Source organism: Ilumatobacter coccineus YM16-304 (assembly GCF_000348785.1).
In the GTDB taxonomy this organism is placed as follows: Bacteria; Actinomycetota; Acidimicrobiia; order Acidimicrobiales; family Ilumatobacteraceae; genus Ilumatobacter_A; species Ilumatobacter_A coccineus.
Map to the genome: position 1 here is coordinate 2,060,091 of NC_020520.1, position 17,901 is coordinate 2,077,991.

At 67.3% G+C, this 17,901-nt stretch carries 18 protein-coding genes; 13 read left to right on the forward strand and 5 right to left on the reverse strand.

Annotation, left to right across the window (positions count from 1 at the left end; translation table 11 throughout):
- The first annotated feature begins 64 nt into the window (after nucleotides 1-64).
- Entirely contained in the window at nucleotides 65-2,188 is a 2,124-nt protein-coding gene (gene recG / locus YM304_RS09275; protein WP_015441414.1) for an ATP-dependent DNA helicase RecG, read from the forward strand.
- A 63-nt stretch (nucleotides 2,189-2,251) separates the two neighbouring features.
- Here recG and YM304_RS09280 read toward each other — a convergent pair whose 3' ends face one another.
- Nucleotides 2,252-3,238 (reverse strand): hypothetical protein, encoded by a 987-nt coding sequence (locus YM304_RS09280; RefSeq protein WP_015441415.1) that lies wholly within the window; start codon nucleotides 3,236-3,238, stop codon nucleotides 2,252-2,254.
- Between the two features lie 97 nt (nucleotides 3,239-3,335).
- Nucleotides 3,336-4,322 (reverse strand): hypothetical protein, encoded by a 987-nt coding sequence (locus YM304_RS09285; protein ID WP_015441416.1) that lies wholly within the window; start codon nucleotides 4,320-4,322, stop codon nucleotides 3,336-3,338.
- Between the two features lie 151 nt (nucleotides 4,323-4,473).
- Here YM304_RS09285 and YM304_RS09290 point away from each other — a divergent pair, with 151 nt between their 5' ends.
- Together YM304_RS09290 and YM304_RS09295 are read left to right on the forward strand one after the other, a co-directional pair.
- Complete coding sequence (locus tag YM304_RS09290; RefSeq protein ID WP_015441417.1) at nucleotides 4,474-5,118, forward strand: endonuclease III domain-containing protein; 645 nt, start codon at nucleotides 4,474-4,476, stop codon at nucleotides 5,116-5,118.
- Between the two features lie 14 nt (nucleotides 5,119-5,132).
- Nucleotides 5,133-6,458 carry a cation:proton antiporter gene (locus YM304_RS09295; RefSeq protein ID WP_015441418.1) on the forward strand — a complete coding sequence of 442 codons (1,326 nt, stop codon included), beginning with the start codon at nucleotides 5,133-5,135 and terminating at the stop codon, nucleotides 6,456-6,458.
- A gap of 7 nt (nucleotides 6,459-6,465) precedes the next feature.
- On the opposite strand, the gene YM304_RS24690 is transcribed toward YM304_RS09295, so the two are convergent.
- Entirely contained in the window at nucleotides 6,466-6,657 is a 192-nt protein-coding gene (locus YM304_RS24690; RefSeq protein WP_154723382.1) for a hypothetical protein, read from the reverse strand.
- A gap of 31 nt (nucleotides 6,658-6,688) precedes the next feature.
- Here YM304_RS24690 and rsmD point away from each other — a divergent pair, with 31 nt between their 5' ends.
- The 3 genes from rsmD to YM304_RS22330 are packed head-to-tail and all read left to right on the forward strand — an operon-like array spanning nucleotide 6,689 to nucleotide 8,372.
- Nucleotides 6,689-7,207: a 16S rRNA (guanine(966)-N(2))-methyltransferase RsmD gene (rsmD, locus tag YM304_RS09300; RefSeq protein ID WP_015441419.1), complete on the forward strand. Its 519-nt coding sequence runs from the start codon at nucleotides 6,689-6,691 to the stop codon at nucleotides 7,205-7,207.
- 12 nt (nucleotides 7,208-7,219) lie between these two features.
- On the forward strand, nucleotides 7,220-7,723 hold the full coding sequence (gene coaD, locus YM304_RS09305) for a pantetheine-phosphate adenylyltransferase (RefSeq protein ID WP_041298154.1): 504 nt from the start codon (nucleotides 7,220-7,222) through the stop codon (nucleotides 7,721-7,723).
- A gap of 28 nt (nucleotides 7,724-7,751) precedes the next feature.
- Nucleotides 7,752-8,372 carry an ATP synthase subunit B family protein gene (locus YM304_RS22330; RefSeq protein WP_051071378.1) on the forward strand — a complete coding sequence of 207 codons (621 nt, stop codon included), beginning with the start codon at nucleotides 7,752-7,754 and terminating at the stop codon, nucleotides 8,370-8,372.
- A gap of 45 nt (nucleotides 8,373-8,417) precedes the next feature.
- On the opposite strand, the gene YM304_RS09315 is transcribed toward YM304_RS22330, so the two are convergent.
- Together YM304_RS09315 and YM304_RS09320 are read right to left on the reverse strand one after the other, a co-directional pair.
- A complete protein-coding gene (locus YM304_RS09315) occupies nucleotides 8,418-9,881 on the reverse strand; it encodes an SDR family oxidoreductase (RefSeq protein ID WP_015441422.1) in 1,464 nt (487 codons plus the stop codon).
- The gene (locus YM304_RS09320; RefSeq protein ID WP_015441423.1) at nucleotides 9,878-10,333 is read right to left on the reverse strand and encodes an SRPBCC family protein; all 456 of its coding nucleotides are present in this window, start codon (nucleotides 10,331-10,333) and stop codon (nucleotides 9,878-9,880) included. The genes YM304_RS09315 and YM304_RS09320 overlap by 4 nt, the downstream gene beginning before the upstream one ends.
- Nucleotides 10,334-10,416: 83 nt before the next feature.
- On the opposite strand from YM304_RS09320, the gene YM304_RS09325 reads away from it, so the two are divergent.
- The 7 genes from YM304_RS09325 (at nucleotide 10,417) to smc (ending at nucleotide 17,755) form a co-directional block, all read left to right on the forward strand.
- Entirely contained in the window at nucleotides 10,417-10,929 is a 513-nt protein-coding gene (locus YM304_RS09325) for a YceD family protein (protein ID WP_015441424.1), read from the forward strand.
- 166 nt (nucleotides 10,930-11,095) lie between these two features.
- Nucleotides 11,096-11,278 carry a 50S ribosomal protein L32 gene (rpmF, locus tag YM304_RS23920; RefSeq protein ID WP_015441425.1) on the forward strand — a complete coding sequence of 61 codons (183 nt, stop codon included), beginning with the start codon at nucleotides 11,096-11,098 and terminating at the stop codon, nucleotides 11,276-11,278.
- Nucleotides 11,279-11,332: 54 nt separating this feature from the next.
- Nucleotides 11,333-12,313, forward strand: a complete 981-nt coding sequence (plsX, locus tag YM304_RS09330) for a phosphate acyltransferase PlsX (protein ID WP_015441426.1) — start codon at nucleotides 11,333-11,335, stop codon at nucleotides 12,311-12,313.
- Between the two features lie 21 nt (nucleotides 12,314-12,334).
- Nucleotides 12,335-12,631: an acyl carrier protein gene (locus YM304_RS09335; RefSeq protein ID WP_015441427.1), complete on the forward strand. Its 297-nt coding sequence runs from the start codon at nucleotides 12,335-12,337 to the stop codon at nucleotides 12,629-12,631.
- Nucleotides 12,632-12,657: 26 nt separating this feature from the next.
- Nucleotides 12,658-13,398, forward strand: a complete 741-nt coding sequence (gene rnc / locus YM304_RS09340) for a ribonuclease III (protein ID WP_015441428.1) — start codon at nucleotides 12,658-12,660, stop codon at nucleotides 13,396-13,398.
- Entirely contained in the window at nucleotides 13,391-14,227 is an 837-nt protein-coding gene (gene mutM / locus YM304_RS09345; protein ID WP_015441429.1) for a bifunctional DNA-formamidopyrimidine glycosylase/DNA-(apurinic or apyrimidinic site) lyase, read from the forward strand. The genes rnc and mutM overlap by 8 nt, the downstream gene beginning before the upstream one ends.
- A gap of 48 nt (nucleotides 14,228-14,275) precedes the next feature.
- Nucleotides 14,276-17,755, forward strand: coding sequence for a chromosome segregation protein SMC (gene smc, locus YM304_RS09350; protein ID WP_015441430.1), 3,480 nt, complete (start codon nucleotides 14,276-14,278; stop codon nucleotides 17,753-17,755).
- The last annotated feature ends 146 nt before the right edge of the window (nucleotides 17,756-17,901 follow it).

Consider the following 17,901-nt stretch of genomic DNA (forward strand, 5'->3'; position numbering starts at 1 on the left):
GTGGGATCGACGCCCGACATCGTGAGTCCGACCGGGCGAGCGCCGTCGCCTACTCTCACCTGCGATGACTGAGATCACGCTGCGCGACCTCGCGGCGATTCCGATCGGGCGGCTCAAGGGTGTCGGCCCCAAGAAGGAGGCTGCGCTCGAGAAGGTGGGGATCACCAACGTGCTCGACCTCGTCACGACGTATCCGCGCCGATGGGTCGACCGCACGAACGAAGCGCGTATCGCCGATCTCGTTCCTGGTGAGGAAGCGCTCGTGCTCGTCACGGTGCGATCGGTGACGAAGCGAACCACGCGCAATCGGCGGACCATGGTGAACGTCAACGTGGGCGACGGGTCGGGCCGGATGGACCTCGTGTTCTTCAATCAGCCGTGGCGTGAACGCCAACTGAAGGAGGGATTGCAGATAGCGTTGTTCGGCAAGGCCGACACCTACCGCGGTGGGCTGCAGATGTCGAACCCGGTCGTCGACCTGATCGGCGACCGCACCGGACGCATCGTCCCGATCTACCCGCAGAGCGAGAAGGCTCAGATCAACACGTGGGAGATGGCCGGCTGGATCGAGGAGTCGTTGCGTCGCTGCGCCGAGCGCGGCATCGCCGATCCGGTCCCCGCGTCGATCCTCCGTGAGCACGGTCTCGCGGATCGTGCGACGGCGCTGCACGGCATCCATCTTCCGGAGGAGATCCGCCAGAAGGAGATCGCCCGCCGCCGGCTCGCGTTCGACGAACTGCTCCGAGTGCAACTCGTGCTGGTGCTGCGAAAGCGCTTGATGGAACGCGAGCAGCGTGGCATCGCACATCAGATCAGTGGTGAGCTGGTCGATCGGTTCTACACCGCGCTGTCGTACGACCTCACCGGGGCGCAGAAGCGAACGATCGCCGAGATCGAAGCCGATCTCGCCGCGCCGCACCCGATGCACCGCCTGCTGCAGGGCGACGTGGGTGCCGGCAAGACCGTGGTCGCCGTGGCGACGATGCTGGCCGCGGTGGAAGGCGGGCACCAAGCGGCACTCATGGCGCCGACCGAGGTGCTCGCCGAGCAGCATGCGGCCGGAATCTCGGAGCTCTTGGCCGGCGTGACCGTGCCCGATCCCGGCAACCTGTTCGGTGATCGGCCGCTGAGGGTCGAGTTGCTCACCAACCGGGTCACCGGTGCCGAGCGCAAGGACGTGATGGCCGGCTTGGCCGACGGTTCGGTCGACATCGCCATCGGCACGCACGCGCTGATCCAGGACAAGGTCGACTTCGCTTCGCTCGGCGTGGTCGTGGTCGACGAGCAGCATCGCTTCGGGGTGGAGCAGCGGGCCGCACTGCGTGACAAGACCGTCGACGGCACGACCCCCGACACGCTGGTGATGACGGCGACGCCCATTCCGCGCACGGCCGCCATGACCGTGTACGGCGACCTCGACGTGAGCATCCTCGACGAACTCCCGCCCGGTCGCACCCCGATCAAGACGCACTGGGCCAATGGTCCGCTGATGGAGACCGGCGTGTGGCAGGAGGTCCGCGACGAGATCAAAGCGGGTCGACAGGCCTACGTGGTGTGCCCGTTGATCGACGAGAGCGAGAAGCTCGAAGTTGCATCGGCGCAGGAGACCTTCGAACGTCTGCAGCACGACGAGCTCGAGGGGCTACGCATCGGCCTGTTGCACGGGCGACTCACGCCGGGGGAGAAGGAGCAGACGATGGAGGCGTTTCGCGCCGGCGCCATCGACGTCCTCGTCGCGACGACGGTGATCGAGGTCGGCGTCGACGTGCCGAATGCGACCGTGATGGTGATCCTCGACGCCGACCGGTTCGGCATCGCCCAACTCCACCAGCTCCGCGGCCGCGTCGGGCGCGGCGAGCACGCGTCGGTGTGTTGGTTGGTCACCCAACAGACCGAGGAGGAGAATCCGCGGGTCGAAGCGCTGGTGTCGACGACCGACGGGTTCGCGCTCGCCGAGGTCGACCTCGATCTGCGCGGCGAAGGCACGCTGATGTCGACCGCGCAGAAGGGACGCAGCGACCTGAAGCTGGCGTCGCTGCGCCGCGACCGCAAGCTCGTCGAACTCGCTCGCAACGCGGCGTTCGAGATCGTCGACGCCGATCCGCTGCTCGCCCAGCATCCGCAGCTCGCCGACGAACTCGACCTGATCTTCAGCGACCGCGACGAAGAGTTCCTCGCCAAGTCCTGACCCGCCAACCTGGTTATTCCCATCCGGGATGGAAATCACCAGGTTGGCGGCGGTCGGAGTGGATCAGAGAGTCAGGTGCACCGAATCGACGAACACCTTCACGCCCGAGGTGCACATACTCACTTGGTGGGCTGCATTCGGCAACGCCGGGCGGCCGCGGACGTCGAGTCCGGCGATTCCGAATTCGAGCTCATCGGGCTCGACGGGGAGGTTGATACTTCCGCCCGCGATGCCGATTCCGATGATCGTGCGGTCGGCGAGAGGGCGGCGTTCGCTGACGATGAAGTCGAGGTCGGGGGCGGGCCCGACTTCGTCGAAGTTCAAGTAGCTGACATCGATTCGCGTGATGGTGGCCCCGGGCGGCAGTTGGAGGTCCGCAACGGCGCACCTGTCTCCGGTCACGCTGTCGACGCGGTAGATGCCGTACCTCCCGATGTCCCAGCCGTCATCGACGGGAGTGAACGCAGCGCTGCTGAGGTGAATCGAATCGGTCTCCTGCGCGGCGAACTTCTCGTCGATCTCCGATCGCGGGTAGTACCGGTCGTCGTGGTCGTGGTCGACGTAGTAGCCGTTGACGTCGACCACGATGTCGACATTGCCGGCGTTGTTGTACACCTCGAACTCGTGATCGACCGACAACGCCGTCGTCACGGCGTTGGGCACCGGCGGCTGCCCCGGCGAGGGATTGAGGCTCGCCGCGGTGGGTCGGTCACCGCCGGGCCACACCGTGAGATACGACGACGCCGTGGCGTTGAGCGCGGTGATGTTCAGCGACAGCCCGTTGGCGTCGGCGGGGATCATCCCGGAACAATCGGTACCGGGTTCTTGGGCATCGACCGTCATCGTGTCGACTGCAGCGAGCGGTGCCGAGCGCGGTCCGACGGTGTTGGGCGCTGGTCGAGTGTCGGCGAGACGACACGGTGTGATGGGAATCAGCACGGGCCGGTTGCCGCTCGATGTGCCAGCGGTGGCGAACTGCTGCGTCGCCGCGCCGACCGACGTTCCGGAGACGAGCAGGGTCATGCCGATGGCGATCGAACGAAATCTCATGACGTCGATCCTGACGAACGGCGCCGACGGAGTCCTGAGTAGTTTCTACTCAGGCGGTCGAGGTCGTGAAGCCCACCGACAACGTGTCACGGACCGGCTACTCGGTGGTGATCGAGACGCCGCGGACTCGGAGGTCGTCGGTCTCGGTCGCCCAGTTGCTGCCCTCGGCGATGAAGTAGTAGCTGCACGTCGAGTTGTCGACCGTGGCGTTGGTCGTCGTCAGGTCCATCGCGTCGGTGCCGCTCGCCGGAGCCGAGAGTGTGTCGCCCTGCGCGACGATCTTCGATCCACCGTCGAACTCCTCGCAGCGGATCTGGAAGTTCAGACCTCCGAACGCGGTGGTGTCGCTGAAGTAGGCCGTCGCTGCCGTGATGACCGCGCCGTCGGGAAGCGACAGTTCGGCGGCCAACGCCGGCGGACCGGCGGCACCGGCATCGGCGTCCGACACGATCCAGGCACCACCCGACGACGCGCCGAGTGAGAGGTCCTTGCTCCACCCGAGGCGATCGCTGCGCGGCTGGAAGGCGGCCGATCCCACACTGAACGTGCCGGCTGTCGCTCCGCCCGAGCCGTACAGATCATCGTGAGTGTGGTTGACGTAGTAACCGTTGACGTCGATCACGACGTGGGTCGCCCCGGCGTTGTTGTAGATGTTGAACGAGCCGCCGCCGAGACCGGTCGTCACCGCGTTCGGTGTCGGCGGTTCGCCGGGCGCCGGGTTCAGCGACGCTGCGAGCGGCTGATCGCCGCCCGGCCAGATGGTCAGGTACGACAGTTCGGTCGCCCCGAGCGCAGTGATGTTGGTCGACACCCCGACCGCATCGGTGGGGATCAGCCCGACGCAGTCGGTGGTCGGGTGCTGCACGTCGAACGACACTGTCTCGCCGGCACCGATCTTGCCGCCTTGCGGGCCCACCTGCTGGTTGGAGCGCGTGTCGGCGAGACGGCACGGAGAGATCTGGATCAGCACCGGGCGGTCACCCGATGACACGTCGGCCGACGCCGACTGCTGCGCAGCGACGCCGACGGCGGTACCGGCGGTGAGCATCGAGAGGGCCAGGACGATCGAGCGCGATTTCATCATGTGGTCGATCGTGAAGGTCGACCGTCACCCGGGCGTGAACCGGGCGACGGCATGCGGCCAGGCGGTACGGCGCTCGATGCGACCGGGCGCAGGTGATTGCACGGTTGACGGCATGGTCGGTGGCCGGTTCGCCGCGGTTATGGTCAGCCGCATGCGTCGTCAGGAGAAGGCAGATCGAATCGGCGAGATCCTCGAGGAGCTCTACCCGAACCCGCCGGTGCCGCTCGATCACACCGACCCCTACACCTTGCTCGTCGCCGTGGCGCTCTCGGCGCAGACCACCGACAAGAAGGTCAACGAGGTCACCCCGGCGTTGTTCGAAGCGGCCGGCACGCCGGAGAAGATGGCGGCGCTCGACCCGGAGGAGATCCTCGGCTACATCAAGACGGTCGGACTGGCGCCGACCAAGGCGAAGAACCTGTGGCTCATGGCCAACCAGATCCTCGACGCCGGCGGCGAGATCATCGGCGACTGGGAGTTCCTCGAATCACTCGCCGGTGTCGGCCACAAGACCGCGTCGGTCGTGATGGGTGGCGTGTTCGGGGTGCCCGCGTTCGCCGTCGACACGCACATCCACCGACTCGCGGCTCGGTGGGGGCTCTCCAACGGCACCACGGTGGAGCGCACCGAGAAGGATCTCAAGGCGGTGTTCCCGAAGGAGACCTGGAGCGATCGTCATCTCCAGATCATCTACTTCGGCCGTGAGTACTGCCCGGCGAAGCGACACGACCTGACCGCCTGCCCGATCTGCAGTTGGGCGGCGACCAAGAAGCGCATCGCCGAAGAATCCCGTTGACGTAGGTTGCGGCGATGGGACCGGTCGAGATCACCCTGGTCGCGGCGCTGGTCGTCGCATTCGCCGCGGTCTCGATGCGGATCGAGCACTGGCCGCTCACCATGCCGATGGTGTTCGTGGCCGCGGGCGCGGCAACGGCAGCGTTCGACGCGATCGAGATCGACGCCGAAATCGGTTCGATCGCCCTGCTCGCCGAACTCACGCTCGCCGTGATCCTGTTCTCCGACGCGGTTCGGATCGACTTCCGACGCCTGCGACGCCATCTCGGCCTGCCCGTGCGTCTGCTCGGCATCGGGCTGCCGCTCTCGATCGCGCTCGGCGCCCTGGTGAACGCGCTGCTGTTTCCCGAGCTGCCGTTCGCACAGGTGGCCTTGCTCGCAGCGATCCTCGCACCCACCGACGCGGCGCTCGGTTCGGCGGTCGTCGAAGACACCGTGGTGCCGGCGCGTGACCGTCTCGCGCTCAACGTCGAGTCGGGTGTCAACGACGGCCTCGTCGTGCCGGTCGTGGCGATCATGACAGCACTGGTCATCGACGAGAACCGGTCGACGAGCGGCTGGATCGGCTTCGTGGCGCGCCAGATCGGGTGGGGCGTCGCGCTCGGACTCGTGGTCGGCGGCGTCGGGATCACCGTGCTGCGGGCCGCTCACCACCGGGGCTGGTCCGACGGGCGCTACGAGCAGCTCGCCACGTTCGTGCTGCCGGTGATCGCGCTGTTCGGGGCCGAGGCACTGACCGGCAACTCGTTCATCGCGGCGTTCGTCGCCGGTCTGGCGTTCGGGTCGTTCGGCAACGATGCGAAGCACACGCCGGGCTCGGCGAGCGAGCCCGACGACGACGCGCACGCCTCGTACTTCGGAGGGTTCACCGAGGACGCGGCGCAGCTCCTCGCTCTGGGCGCGTTCTTCGTGTTCGGCAACGTGTTGCTCGGCCAGGCGGTCGACGACGTGTCGGCCGGCGTCGTCGTGTGTGCGATCGTCACGCTGACGCTCGGCCGGATGTTGCCGGTGTGGATCGCCATGATCGGCAGCGGCACGCGATGGCCGACTCGACTCTTCATCGGCTGGTTCGGCCCGCGTGGGCTCGCGTCGATCATCTTCGGCCTGTTGCTGCTGGAGGATTTCGACGAGGTCGCGGGTGGCGGCGACGATCTGTTCGGCGTGATCGGGGTGACGGTCACCGCGTCGGTGGTCCTCCACGGTGCCACGGCATCGTGGGGAGCGAGTCGCTACGGACGCTGGGCGGAAGCGCTCGAGGCGAGCGACGACGAGCGCTCCGACATGAACGTGCCCGAGGTGGCCGAGATGATCCCGCGGTCGCGGTTCTCGTTGCGGCGCTGACCGCAGGTCACCAGTCGGGGCGACCGTCGGCTTCGATGTCGGCGTCTTCGAGCACGATGTCCCATCGATCGAGACAGTCTTCGCAGCGGTACGCGACCGCGTCGCCGACTTCCCAGATGCCGTCTTCGGGCGGCAGCGTCAGCACGAAACAACGTCCGCCGCAATCGATGCAGGTGATCTGTGGTGGAGGAGCGAGCACCGCACCAGTATGGGCCCCCTATCCTCTCCTGATGCGCGTGGTGGCAGGCGAACTCGGCGGGCGCAAGCTCATCTCCCCGGAAGGGACCTCGACGCGTCCCACGACCGATCGGGTCCGCGAGGCGATCTTCAACGCGCTCGGCAGCCTCGGCGTGCTCGACGGCGCCGTCGTCGCCGACCTGTTCGCCGGCTCGGGAGCGGTCGGGATCGAGGCCATCTCGCGCGGTGCCGATCACTGCACGTTCGTCGAACGCGACCGCAACGCGCTCCGCGTGTTGGAAGACAACATCGAGGCACTCGACCTCGCGTCGAGATCGAGGGTGATGCGGTCCGATGCCACGTCGGTGGCCAGCGCACTCGACGTCGACATCGTGTTCGCCGACCCGCCCTACGACTTCGACGGTTGGGACCAACTGCTCGGCCAGATCCACGCGGGGCTCGTCGTCACCGAGTCGGGCCGCGAGGTGACGCCTCCGGCCGGATGGACCGCGCTGCGCACGAAGAAGTACAGCCGCACGTGGGTGAGCTTCCTCGAGCGTGCGGATGGGTAAGTTGTGAGTCCGATGAGCGGACCCAGAGATCTACGAGTGCTCTATCCAGGGAGTTTCGACCCGCTGCACCTCGGTCACCTCGACGTGATCGAGCAGGCGGCCGAACTCTTCGGCGGCGTCGTGGTCGGCGTGCTCTACAACTTCGCCAAGGACTCGGGCCTCTTCGACGTCGATCGTCGCGTCGAACTCGTCGAGGCGTCGACCGCTCACCTGCCGACGGTGTCGGTCGAGAAGCACACCGGGCTCACGACGCAGGCGGCGCGAGCCGTCGGTGCCGACTTCATCGTCAAGGGGCTGCGCACACCCGGTGACTTCGAGATCGAGCAGCAGATGGCCCAGATGAACCACTCGACGGCCGGCGTTCGGACGGTGTATTTGCCGAGCAGCGCGGAGCTGAGCTTCGTGAGTAGCCGCTTCGTGCGTGAGATCGCGAAGTACGGTGGCGATGTTGCACACCTGGTGCCAACCGTCGTCGCCGAGGCACTGGCGACCGAGTTCGCTGATCGGCAACAATGACGCCGGCAATGACGAGAACTGAGTATCGATGAGTTACGACCACTACGACGACAACGACAGCCGGGGCCACAACGACTACGACGACGTGGTCGACGACAGCTACCCCGAGTTGGGTTCGCCGGGCGGTTACGTCGGCGACGCCGAGACGTTGCTCCGTCGTGCCATCGACGTGATCTTCAATGCGCCCACCATGCCGCTGTCGTCGTCGCCGCGCATCGACCGTGACGAGATCATCGAACTGCTCGACGAATCGCTCAACCGACTGCCCGACGAACTCCGCCAGGCGCGCTGGATGCTGAAGGAGCGCCAGGAGTTCGTGGCCAAGACGCGCCGTGAAGCCGACGAACTGCTCGAAGCCGCTCGCGTTCGGGCCGAGCGGATGGTGCAGCGCACCGAAGTCGTGCGTGCTGCCGAGCAGCGCGCCCGCCAGGTGATGGAGACGGCCGAAGCCGACTCCCGCCGCCTCAAGCACGAGACCGAAGACTTCCTCGACCAACGCCTCGGATCGTTCGAGATCCTCCTCGACAAGCTGTCGAAGACGGTGCACGCCGGCCGGCAGCGTCTGTCGATCGGCGGGGGAGAAGAAGAGGTCGCGGCGGTGCAGGCCGACGACGACCCCACCAACGCCTTCTTCGATCAAGACATCTGACACGTCATCCGGTGTCAGACACCCGATGACGCACGTCATCCGGTGTCAGACACCCGATGACGCAGCGCGGAGGGCCAGGCGTTCGATGAGCTGCTTCCAGATGACCTTGTGGATCGGGAGCAGCACCCACCAGTAGGCCCGCCCGGCCACACCTCTCGGATGGAACCGAGCCAGCTGTCGGAGCACCGAGTCCCCCGACTCGTCGGTCGTGATGCGCCACTCGAGCCAGGCGTCGCCGGGAACCTTCATCTCGGCGCGCAGCCGCAAGAGGCTCGGACGCTCGTACGCCTCGACTCGGAAGAAGTCGAGAGCGTCACCGACGCGCAGTTGATCGGGGTGGCGTCGCCCGCGTCGCATGCCGACGCCGCCGATGATCTTGTCGAGGCCGCCGCGCACCGTCCACAGGAAGTTCGCCGCGTACCAGCCTCGCTCGCCGCCGATGCCCGACACGGTGGCGAACAGCGCCTCGGGCGACGCCGCGCTCGTCACCTCCTGCGTCGCCTCGTAGATCGTGCCGCCTGCCCAGTCGGGATCCTGCGGCATCGGTGACGCCGACATGCTCCCTCGGGTGCTGTCCATCCAACTCGTCTTCAACCGCATGTCACCGACCACGGCCAGGGCACGCTCGATCGCAGTGTCGAGCGCATACGGCGTGCGGTCGACGAGTCGAGCGATGTCGCGTTCGGGGCTGACGACGACGTCGTTGACCAAGCTGTCGACGAGCGGGCGGGCGAGGCCGTACGGCAGCGGCGTGACCAGGTTGACCCAGTGCGACGACAGCCGCGGCGACAGCACCGGAACCGGGATGATCAGTCGCCGCTTGAGCCCGGCGACCGCCGCGTAGCGATCCATCATGTCGCGGTAGGTGAGCACATCGGGCCCGCCGATCTCGAGGATCTCGCCGGCGGCCTCGGGGATCTCGATCACGGCCACCAGGTAGTGCAACACGTCGGCGATGCCGATCGGTTGGCACTTGGTGCGGGTGACCCACCGCGGGCAGATCATCGCCGGAAGCACCTCGACGAGATGGCGCAGCATCTCGAACGAGGCACTGCCTGAGCCGATGATGATCGCGGCCCGGAGTTCGGTGACCGGCACGGTGCCCGCGGCGAGCACGGCGCCGACCTCGTGGCGGCTCGCGAGGTGGTCGGACAGTTGCTCGGGGTCGTCTTCGCCGAGTCCGCCGAGGTAGACGATCCTCGACACGCCCGCCGCCTCGGCCGCGGATCGAGCGTTGTCGGCGCCGGTGCGGTCGGACTCTTCGAAGTCGCCGCCTTGACCCATCGCGTGTACCAGGTAGTACACCGCCTCGATGCCGTCGAAGGCGCCGTCGAGCGAGTCGCGATCGAGCACGTCGGCGGTGAGGACCTCGACGTCGGAGCGCCAGTCGACGCTGTCGAGCCGGGCGGGAGTCCGTGCCAGGCAGCGGACCTCGTGGCCGGCCTCGAGGAGTTCGGGAACGAGTCGCCCGCCCACGTAGCCGGTCGCTCCGATCACTGCGACCTTCATCGGCCGACCTCCACGACGCCGGTGCCGTCGGGGGCGCCGGTGTCGTCGGGTCGCACCGTCTCGTGGCGATTCGCATCATCTACGGCGATCGCCTCGATGCGGCGAAGGGCGAGGGCACAGACCGCCAGGTACGGCGCCGCCAGCACGGCGACGTCGAACCCGGCGCGGCAACGGTCGTCGTCGATCGCCTCGACCCAGTGGCCGGTCGCAGGCACGCGGGCGACCTTCCAGGCCCAATGTTCGCCGTCGACGAAATCGGTCACCTCGTAGGGGAGCGTGACGCCGAACGATGTCGTCACCGTTCCGGTCGCGCCGGCCTCGAAGCGCTCGCCGTCGAGCGTCGCGCCACGAACCGATGGACCCCAGTCGGGCCATCTGGCGAGGTCGGTGATGACACGCCACACAGCGCTCGCCGGGGCATCGATGTCTCGGGTCGTCGCTGGTCGTCTCACGTGTCGACCATAGGTCTGGCTCGCGAGGTGTGCTCGACCGAGCCCGGATGCAATCGCCGGAGCTGGGTTCGTAGGCTGCAACCATGGCTGACGACGGGTTGCGCGAACTACGAGTCAATGCGGTGGAGTTGCTCCGCCAACCCGGCGCGGTCAAAGAGATCGACACCACGGTCGCCGCGTCGGCGCTCGACGTCGAGCACGAATCGCTCACCGGCGACATCAGCGTGTCGGTCGACCTCGAATCGATGAACGACGGCATTTCGGTGCGCGGCACGGTGTCGGCCCCCTGGAACGGTGTGTGCCGACGCTGCCTGAAAGAGCTCGGCGGCGAGCTCAGCGTCCCGGTCGACGAGCTGTACCAGATCGACGTGATCGACGAGGAGGCGTATCCGATCGAGAACAACCAGCTCGATCTGTCGCCGATGGCGCGCCAGACGGCGCTGCTCGAACTCGATCAGGAACGGTTATGTCGCTCCGACTGCGCCGGGCTGTGCCCGAAGTGCGGGATCGACCGCAACGACGAGACGTGCGACTGCGACACCACGGTCAAAGACGACCGGTGGGCGGCGCTCGACGGACTCCAGCTCGACGACTGACGCAGCAGCGCCCGAACCAGTCGGCGGCTGGAGCCGTCGGCGACGGGATCGGCGACTCGATCGGTGCGAGGTGTGGCACTGACGCCGGGTCCCGATATCGTAACCCGGCCCTGACGACCGGCCAGTGGTTTCCCGAACGGTCGGTTGAAGAGAACGAGAGCAAACGATGGCTGTCCCGAAGAAGAAGACTTCAAAATCCAAGACCCGTAGCCGCCGTGCGAGCGCATGGAAGCTCAACGCACCGGCTCGCAGCATCTGCCCCCGTTGCAGCTCTGCGAAGGTCCCCCACACGGTGTGCTCATCGTGCGGTTGGTACCGCGATCGCTACGTCGTCGACGTCAAGAGCTGAGTCGGTTCGGTCCTCCTGACCGACACCTCCACACTGCTGCAGATCGGCTGATCGATGCTCCCCGTCGCCATTGACGCCATGGGTGGCGACCTCGCGCCCAATCCCAACGTCGACGCCGCGCACGCTGCGTCGGCCGACGGTATTCCCGTCGTGCTGGTCGGTCCCGCCGACCTCGCCGGCCGTGAGACCGCCGATGGTTCGCTCCTCGACCTGATCGAGGCGACCGAGGTCATCGGCATGCACGACGACCCGGCATCGGGCGTGCGTCGCAAGAAGGACTCCACGCTGGTCCGCGCCGCCGAAGCCGTTCGTGACGGACGAGCGAGCGCCATGATCAGCGCCGGCAACACCGGAGCCACCATGGCCTCGGCGCTGCTGCGGATGGGCCGCATCAAGGGCGTCAAGCGCCCGGCCATCGCCACGCCGATTCCCGTGCCGGGCTCCACCCCCACGGTGCTGCTCGACGCCGGAGCCAACGCCGAAGTGCAAGCCGACTGGCTCGTGCAGTTCGGCCAGATGGGCTCGATCTACGCTCGCCATCGCTTCGACATCGACAACCCCCGAGTCGGCCTGCTGTCGATCGGCGAGGAAGCGTCGAAGGGCGACACGCTGCGCAAAGACACGCACGCGCTGCTCTCGCAGACCCCGGGCATCAACTTCATCGGCAACGTCGAAGGCCGCGACGTCATGAGCGACGAAGTCGACGTGTGCGTCACCGACGGCTTCACCGGCAACGTCGTGCTCAAGACCCTCGAAGGCGGCATGAAGGCCGTGATCGGTGCGCTGCTCAAGGCGTTCGAACCCGAGGAGTTCAAGCCCCACGCCGACGCACTCATGCCGGCGTTGCTGCCGCTCTACTCGGCGCTGAGCCCCGACACGTACGGCGGTGCCACACTGCTCGGTGTCGACGGCGTGTGCATCATCGCCCACGGCTCGTCCAATGCCGAAGCGATGCGCAACGGCATCGGCGTCGCTCGCGAAATGGTCGAGCACGATCTCGTGGCCGAGATGGCCCGAGCAATTCGCCCCGACTAGGCGGCGGTAGGCTCGGCGGTCATGCCAGCCGAAACACATGTCGAACAGGGCCCGCTCGGCCGAGACGAGATCCTCCAGATCGTGCGCGATCGGTTGGCCGACATCCTCGAGATCGAGCCAGCCAGCGTCAACGAAGGTGACTCGTTCGTCGACGACCTCGACGCCGACTCCCTCGCACTGATCGAACTGGTCGAAGGCCTCGAAGAAGAGATCGGCGAACGCACCGTCGGTTTCCGCATCGAAGACGAAGACCTCGAAGACCTCAAGACCGTTCGCGACGCCGTCGACTACGTCCACGAACGCGTCGGCAAGAGCTGAACGCCACACCGAGTCAACGACGCACCGTGTCGAGCACCGACACCCCAGGCACCTCGGCGGCTTCCCCCGACACGGCCCCCGGAGCCGATCATGCGTCGCTCGCCGCTGCGGTGGGGCACGAGTTCGGTGACCCGTCGTTGTTGCAACGCGCGCTAGCGCATCGCTCGTGGTGTTCCGAGCATCCCGGTACCGAGAGCAACGAGCGCCTCGAGTTCCTCGGTGACGCCGTGCTCGGGTGGGCGATCGCCGACATCGCGTATCGACGCTTCGACGACCTTCCCGAAGGGCAACTCACCGACCTCCGCAAGAGTGTCGTCAACGCCACGGCGCTCGCATCGATCGCGGAAGAGATCGGTGTCGGCCCCCATCTCCTGTTGGGCAAAGGCGAAGGCGCTGCGGGTGGTGCCGAGAAGCCGTCCATCCTGTCCGACGCGTTCGAAGCGATCCTCGGTGCGGTCTACCTCGACGGTGGCAGCGAGGCGGCGTACGCCATGGTCGAACGCCACGTCGCACCACGACTCGCTCGCAACATCGACCGACTCGTCGAACTCGACAACAAGACGCAACTCCAGGAGTTGTGCGCGAAGCGGGGCGACGAGCCGCCGCGCTACGAGTTGACCTCGGTCGGTCCCGACCACGCCAAGGTCTTCACCGCCCGGGCACTCGTCGGATCACGGCTCGTCGGAACCGGCGACGGGCGATCGAAGAAGGCGGCCGAGCAGGTGGCGGCTGCCGCGGCCTGTGCGGCCCTGCTCGCCGATGCCTGAACTGCCCGAAGTCGAAACAGTCCGCCGTGGACTCGACCGCCACGCACGAGGCCGCCGCATCGAGCGGGTCGAGGTCGGACGCGAACGAGTCGTGCGGCGCACGTCGAGAGAGGCGCTCGTCGACGGGTTGACGAACACCCGCATCGAGCGCACCGATCGGCGCGGCAAATACCTGCTGTTGCCGCTCGACTCGGGCGATGTCGCGATGATCCACCTGCGTATGAGCGGCCAGGTCCTCATCGCCGATGGTGGCGCGGCCCGCCCCGCTCATACGCATGTGGTGATGCACCTCGACAACGACTCCGAGCTGTGGTTCGTCGACCCCCGAACGTTCGGTGAAGTGGTCGTGTTCGCTCCCGACCGCGTCGACGTCGAGCTCCCCGAACTCGCCAAGCTGGGAATCGATCCGATCGCCGAACCCTTCGCAAAGGCCCAGCTCAGTGCCATCGTTCGGTCGACGGCGAGAGCGCTCAAGCCGCTACTCCTCGACCAGCACAAGATCGCCGGGATCGGCAACATCTACGCCGACGAGATCCTCCACGCGGCACGGCTGCGTCCCGATCGACCGGCCAACACGCTCGACGCTCGAGCGATCACGAGGCTCCATCTGGCGATCGTCGACGTGCTGTCGGCGGCCATCGCCGCGGGCGGCTCCACCCTGGGTGACGCCCAGTACGTCGACCTGATGGGCGAGGGCGGCTCGTACCAGGACGACCACCGTGTCTACGCCCGCGGCGGTGAACGGTGCCTCACGTGCGGTCGAGGGTGGATCCGGCGCACGGTGAGCGGCGGCCGCGGCACGCACTACTGCCCGGTCTGCCAGTACTGAACGAGAAACGATGGAGCGGCCGTTCCTGCGAGTTAGATTCGGGACGCTGTGTTTCTGAAGAATCTCACCCTCAAAGGGTTCAAGTCGTTCGCGGATTCGACGAACATGGTGCTCGAACCGGGCGTCACCGTCGTGGTCGGCCCCAACGGTTCGGGCAAGTCGAACGTCGTCGACGCCATGGCGTGGGTGCTCGGTGCCCAGTCGCCGAAGGCCGTGCGCTCGCAGAAGATGGACGACGTGATCTTCGCCGGTACGGCAGCCCGTCCGGCGCTCGGCCGTGCCGAGGTGAGCATCACGATCGACAACTCCGACGGCACGCTCGGCGTCGAGTTCAACGAAGTCACGATCACCCGCATCCTGTTCCGCACGGGCGAATCCGAGTACATGATCAACGGCGTCACCTGCCGACTGCTCGATGTGCAAGAGATGCTGTCCGACGCCGGTGTCGGCCGTCAGCAACACGTCATCGTCAGTCAGGGCCAGATCGACGCGGTGCTCAACGCCCGGCCCGAAGAGCGCCGAGCGATCATCGAGGAAGCCGCCGGGGTCCTCAAGTTCCGCAAGCGCAAGGAGAAGGCCGAGCGCCGCCTCGACGCGACCGAAGCCAACCTGCTCCGGGTCCAAGACCTTCTGCGTGAAGTTCGCCGTCAGCTGCGCCCGCTCGAACGACAGGCGAAGGCCGCCGAGCGCCACGGCTCGCTGATCGAAGAACTCAGCGCGCTCAAGACCTTCGTCGCCGGCCAGGAGATCAAGGGCCTGCGCACGAAACTCGAATCGCTCGCCACCGTCAAGCTCGAGAGCTCGTCGGCCGAAGCCGAACTCAAGACGACACTCGCCGGGCTCGACACGTCGGTCATGTCGATCGAAGCGCAACTCTCGGCTCGCGGCGCCAGCGACGTCAGCGACCGGCTCGTGCGGGTCGAGCAACTTCGCGAGCGGGCCCGTGGCCTCAACGCCGTGCTCGTCGAACGTCGACGCTCCCTCGAACGTGACAAAGGCCAGCTGCTCGATGCCGGCGTCGTGGCCAACCTCGAAGCCGACGCAGCGAAGTTCCGTGAGGAACTGGCGAGCGTGATCGAAGAACTCGGCACGTTCGAACCGGCCGCCCAGGCGCTCGACGACGAGGAACAGGCGTTCAAGACCGAACGCCAGCAGGTGCTCGACGCAGTGGGTACCGACCAGCCGGCGGCCAAGGCTGCGAGTGCTGCCGCCGAAGTGCGCGGAGAGCTCCGCTCGGTCCGTGCAGCTATGGAACGCTTCGACGGCGAGCTCCGTCGTGCGACCAGCCGCAACGAGTCGCTGACCGAGCGCTTCCAGCTCGTCGAAGACGAAGCCGCCCGCTTCCGCACCGAGTGCGACGAGGCCGGACAGGTCGAAGGACCGCTCTACGACGAGGTCGAAGCGGCCGAGGCAGCCCTCGCCGCAGCCATCGCTCAGGTCGAGGCCGCTCGCTCCGTCCGCTCCGAGGCCGCCGCAACGGCGTCGTCGGCAGCGGCTCGCGTCGACGCGCTGCAGATGGCACTCGATGCTGCACGCGCCCGTGCCGGAGCCGAACGACTCGAAGGCGTCGACGGTGTGCTCGGCACGCTCCTCGACCTCATCGAGATCGACGACGGCTGGCAGCCGGCGGTCGAAGCCGCGCTGGGCGAGTCGCTCACCGCCGTCGTCGTGTCCGACCCGGCCGCAGCTCGCAGCGCACTCGACGCGCTCCGCTCGTCCGACACCAGTGGCGCCGTCATCGCACTCGGAGCACGCCCCGCCGCCGGCCAGGCGCCGAGCGTCGGCGAATCGGTGCGGCCACACGCCCGGTCCAACAACTCCGACGTCAGCGAACTGCTCGACGGACTGCTCGGTTCCGCCGTGCGACTCGACGACGTGAGCGCCGCGCTCGACGCCGCCATCGCCCATCCCGAAGCCGTCGTGGTGACCGAGTCGGGCGACCGATTCGGCCTCAGCGGATGGCGGATCGGCGCGGCAGGAGGCGGAGCCACTGCCGCCGCGCTCGAACAGGCGCAGGAAGCGTCGGAGGCGGCCACGCTGGCCCTCGCCGAGGCCGACGAGCAGGTGGCGACCTCCGACAAGGCGCTCGCCGAGGCGCGAGCCAAGGAGCAGACGCTCAGCCGCCAACTCGACGCGAACGACGCCAAGCTGAGCGCTGCGTCCGAAGGCCTGGCGCGCGCCCAGGGCGAACGCCGCGAGATCCAGTCCGAACTCGAATCGCTCGCCCGCACCATCGAGGAAGCGACCGAGAACAGCGCCCGTGAAGCGCAGCGCATCGCCGAGCTCGAAGCGTTGCTCCCGGCGCTCGAATCCGACGAGCAGGCCGAGGCCGAGGCGGCCCGAGCTCGCGGCGAGCTTCGCGCCGAACTCGAATCGCGTGCGGCGGCGCTGGCGTCGAAGCGCAAGGACCTCGAAGTGCGCAACGCCGGTCTTCACGAACGCCAGCAGATCCTCGAACGCCGCATCGCCGAGGCCGAACGCCGTCTCGAAGCCGACGCCGAAGCTCGCGCCGCAGCCGAAGACAAGCGGGTCGTCATCGAGCGTGCGATCGGGGCGATCGACAGGCTCACCGCGCTGGTCGATGGCCATCGCACGGTCGTCGAGGCGCATCACGCCGAGCTGTCCGAGCAGCGGCGGAAGCAGAGCGACGAAGTCCGTGGTCTCACCACCGAACTCGAAGCGTTGCGTCGCGAACGGTCCGAGAACGAGAAGGCGCTCGACGTCACCCGCGAGCGGGCTCGCAAGGCCGAACTCGACGAGGCCGAAGCAAAGTTGCGACTTGAGACGGCGATCGAGACGCTGCGTCGCGACCTCGACATCGAACCAGCGGTCGCCGAGGCCGCCGAGATGCCCGAGATCCCCGAAGGCGCGACGCCGGCCGGTCGGGTGCGCGAGCTCGAACGCGAGCTGCGTCTGCTCGGACCGATCAACCCGCTGGCGCTCGAAGAGTTCAACGAACTGCAGACTCGACACACGTTCCTCGAGGAGCAACTCGAAGACGTGCGCAGCACGCGCCGCGACCTCGCTCGGGTGATCGCTGCGGTCGACGCCGAGATCCAGAACGTCTTCGCTGCGGCGTTCGCCGACGTGAGCGGCAACTTCACCGAGTTGTTCTCGCTGCTGTTCCCCGGCGGAACGGGCAAGTTGAAGCTCACGCATCCCGACGATCTGCTCAACACGGGCATCGAGGTCGAGGCGAAGCCGAGTGGCAAGAACGTGAAGAAGCTGTCGCTGCTGTCGGGCGGTGAGCGCTCGCTGACGGCGCTCGCCTACCTGTTCGCGGTGTTCCGCTCGCGTCCGTCGCCGTTCTACGTGATGGACGAGGTCGAGGCGGCGCTCGACGACGTCAACCTGCACCGCTTCCTCGGGCTCATCCAAGAGTTCCGCAAGGACGCGCAGCTCATCGTCGTGTCGCACCAGAAGCGCACGATGGAAGCGGGCGACTGCCTGCTCGGGGTGTCGATGCAACCCGGTGGCTCGTCGAAGGTCGTCACCGAAAAAGCCGACACCGCCGCCGCCCGCTCCTGACCCCAGCCCTCTCACGGCGATCGCCCGGACCGTGAGGGTGATTTTTGCCCAGGCTTGATGTGTACGCGTGAGGGTGATTTTTGCCCAGGCTTGATGTGTACGCGTGAGGGTGATTTCTGCCCAGGCTCGATGTGTACGCGTGAGGG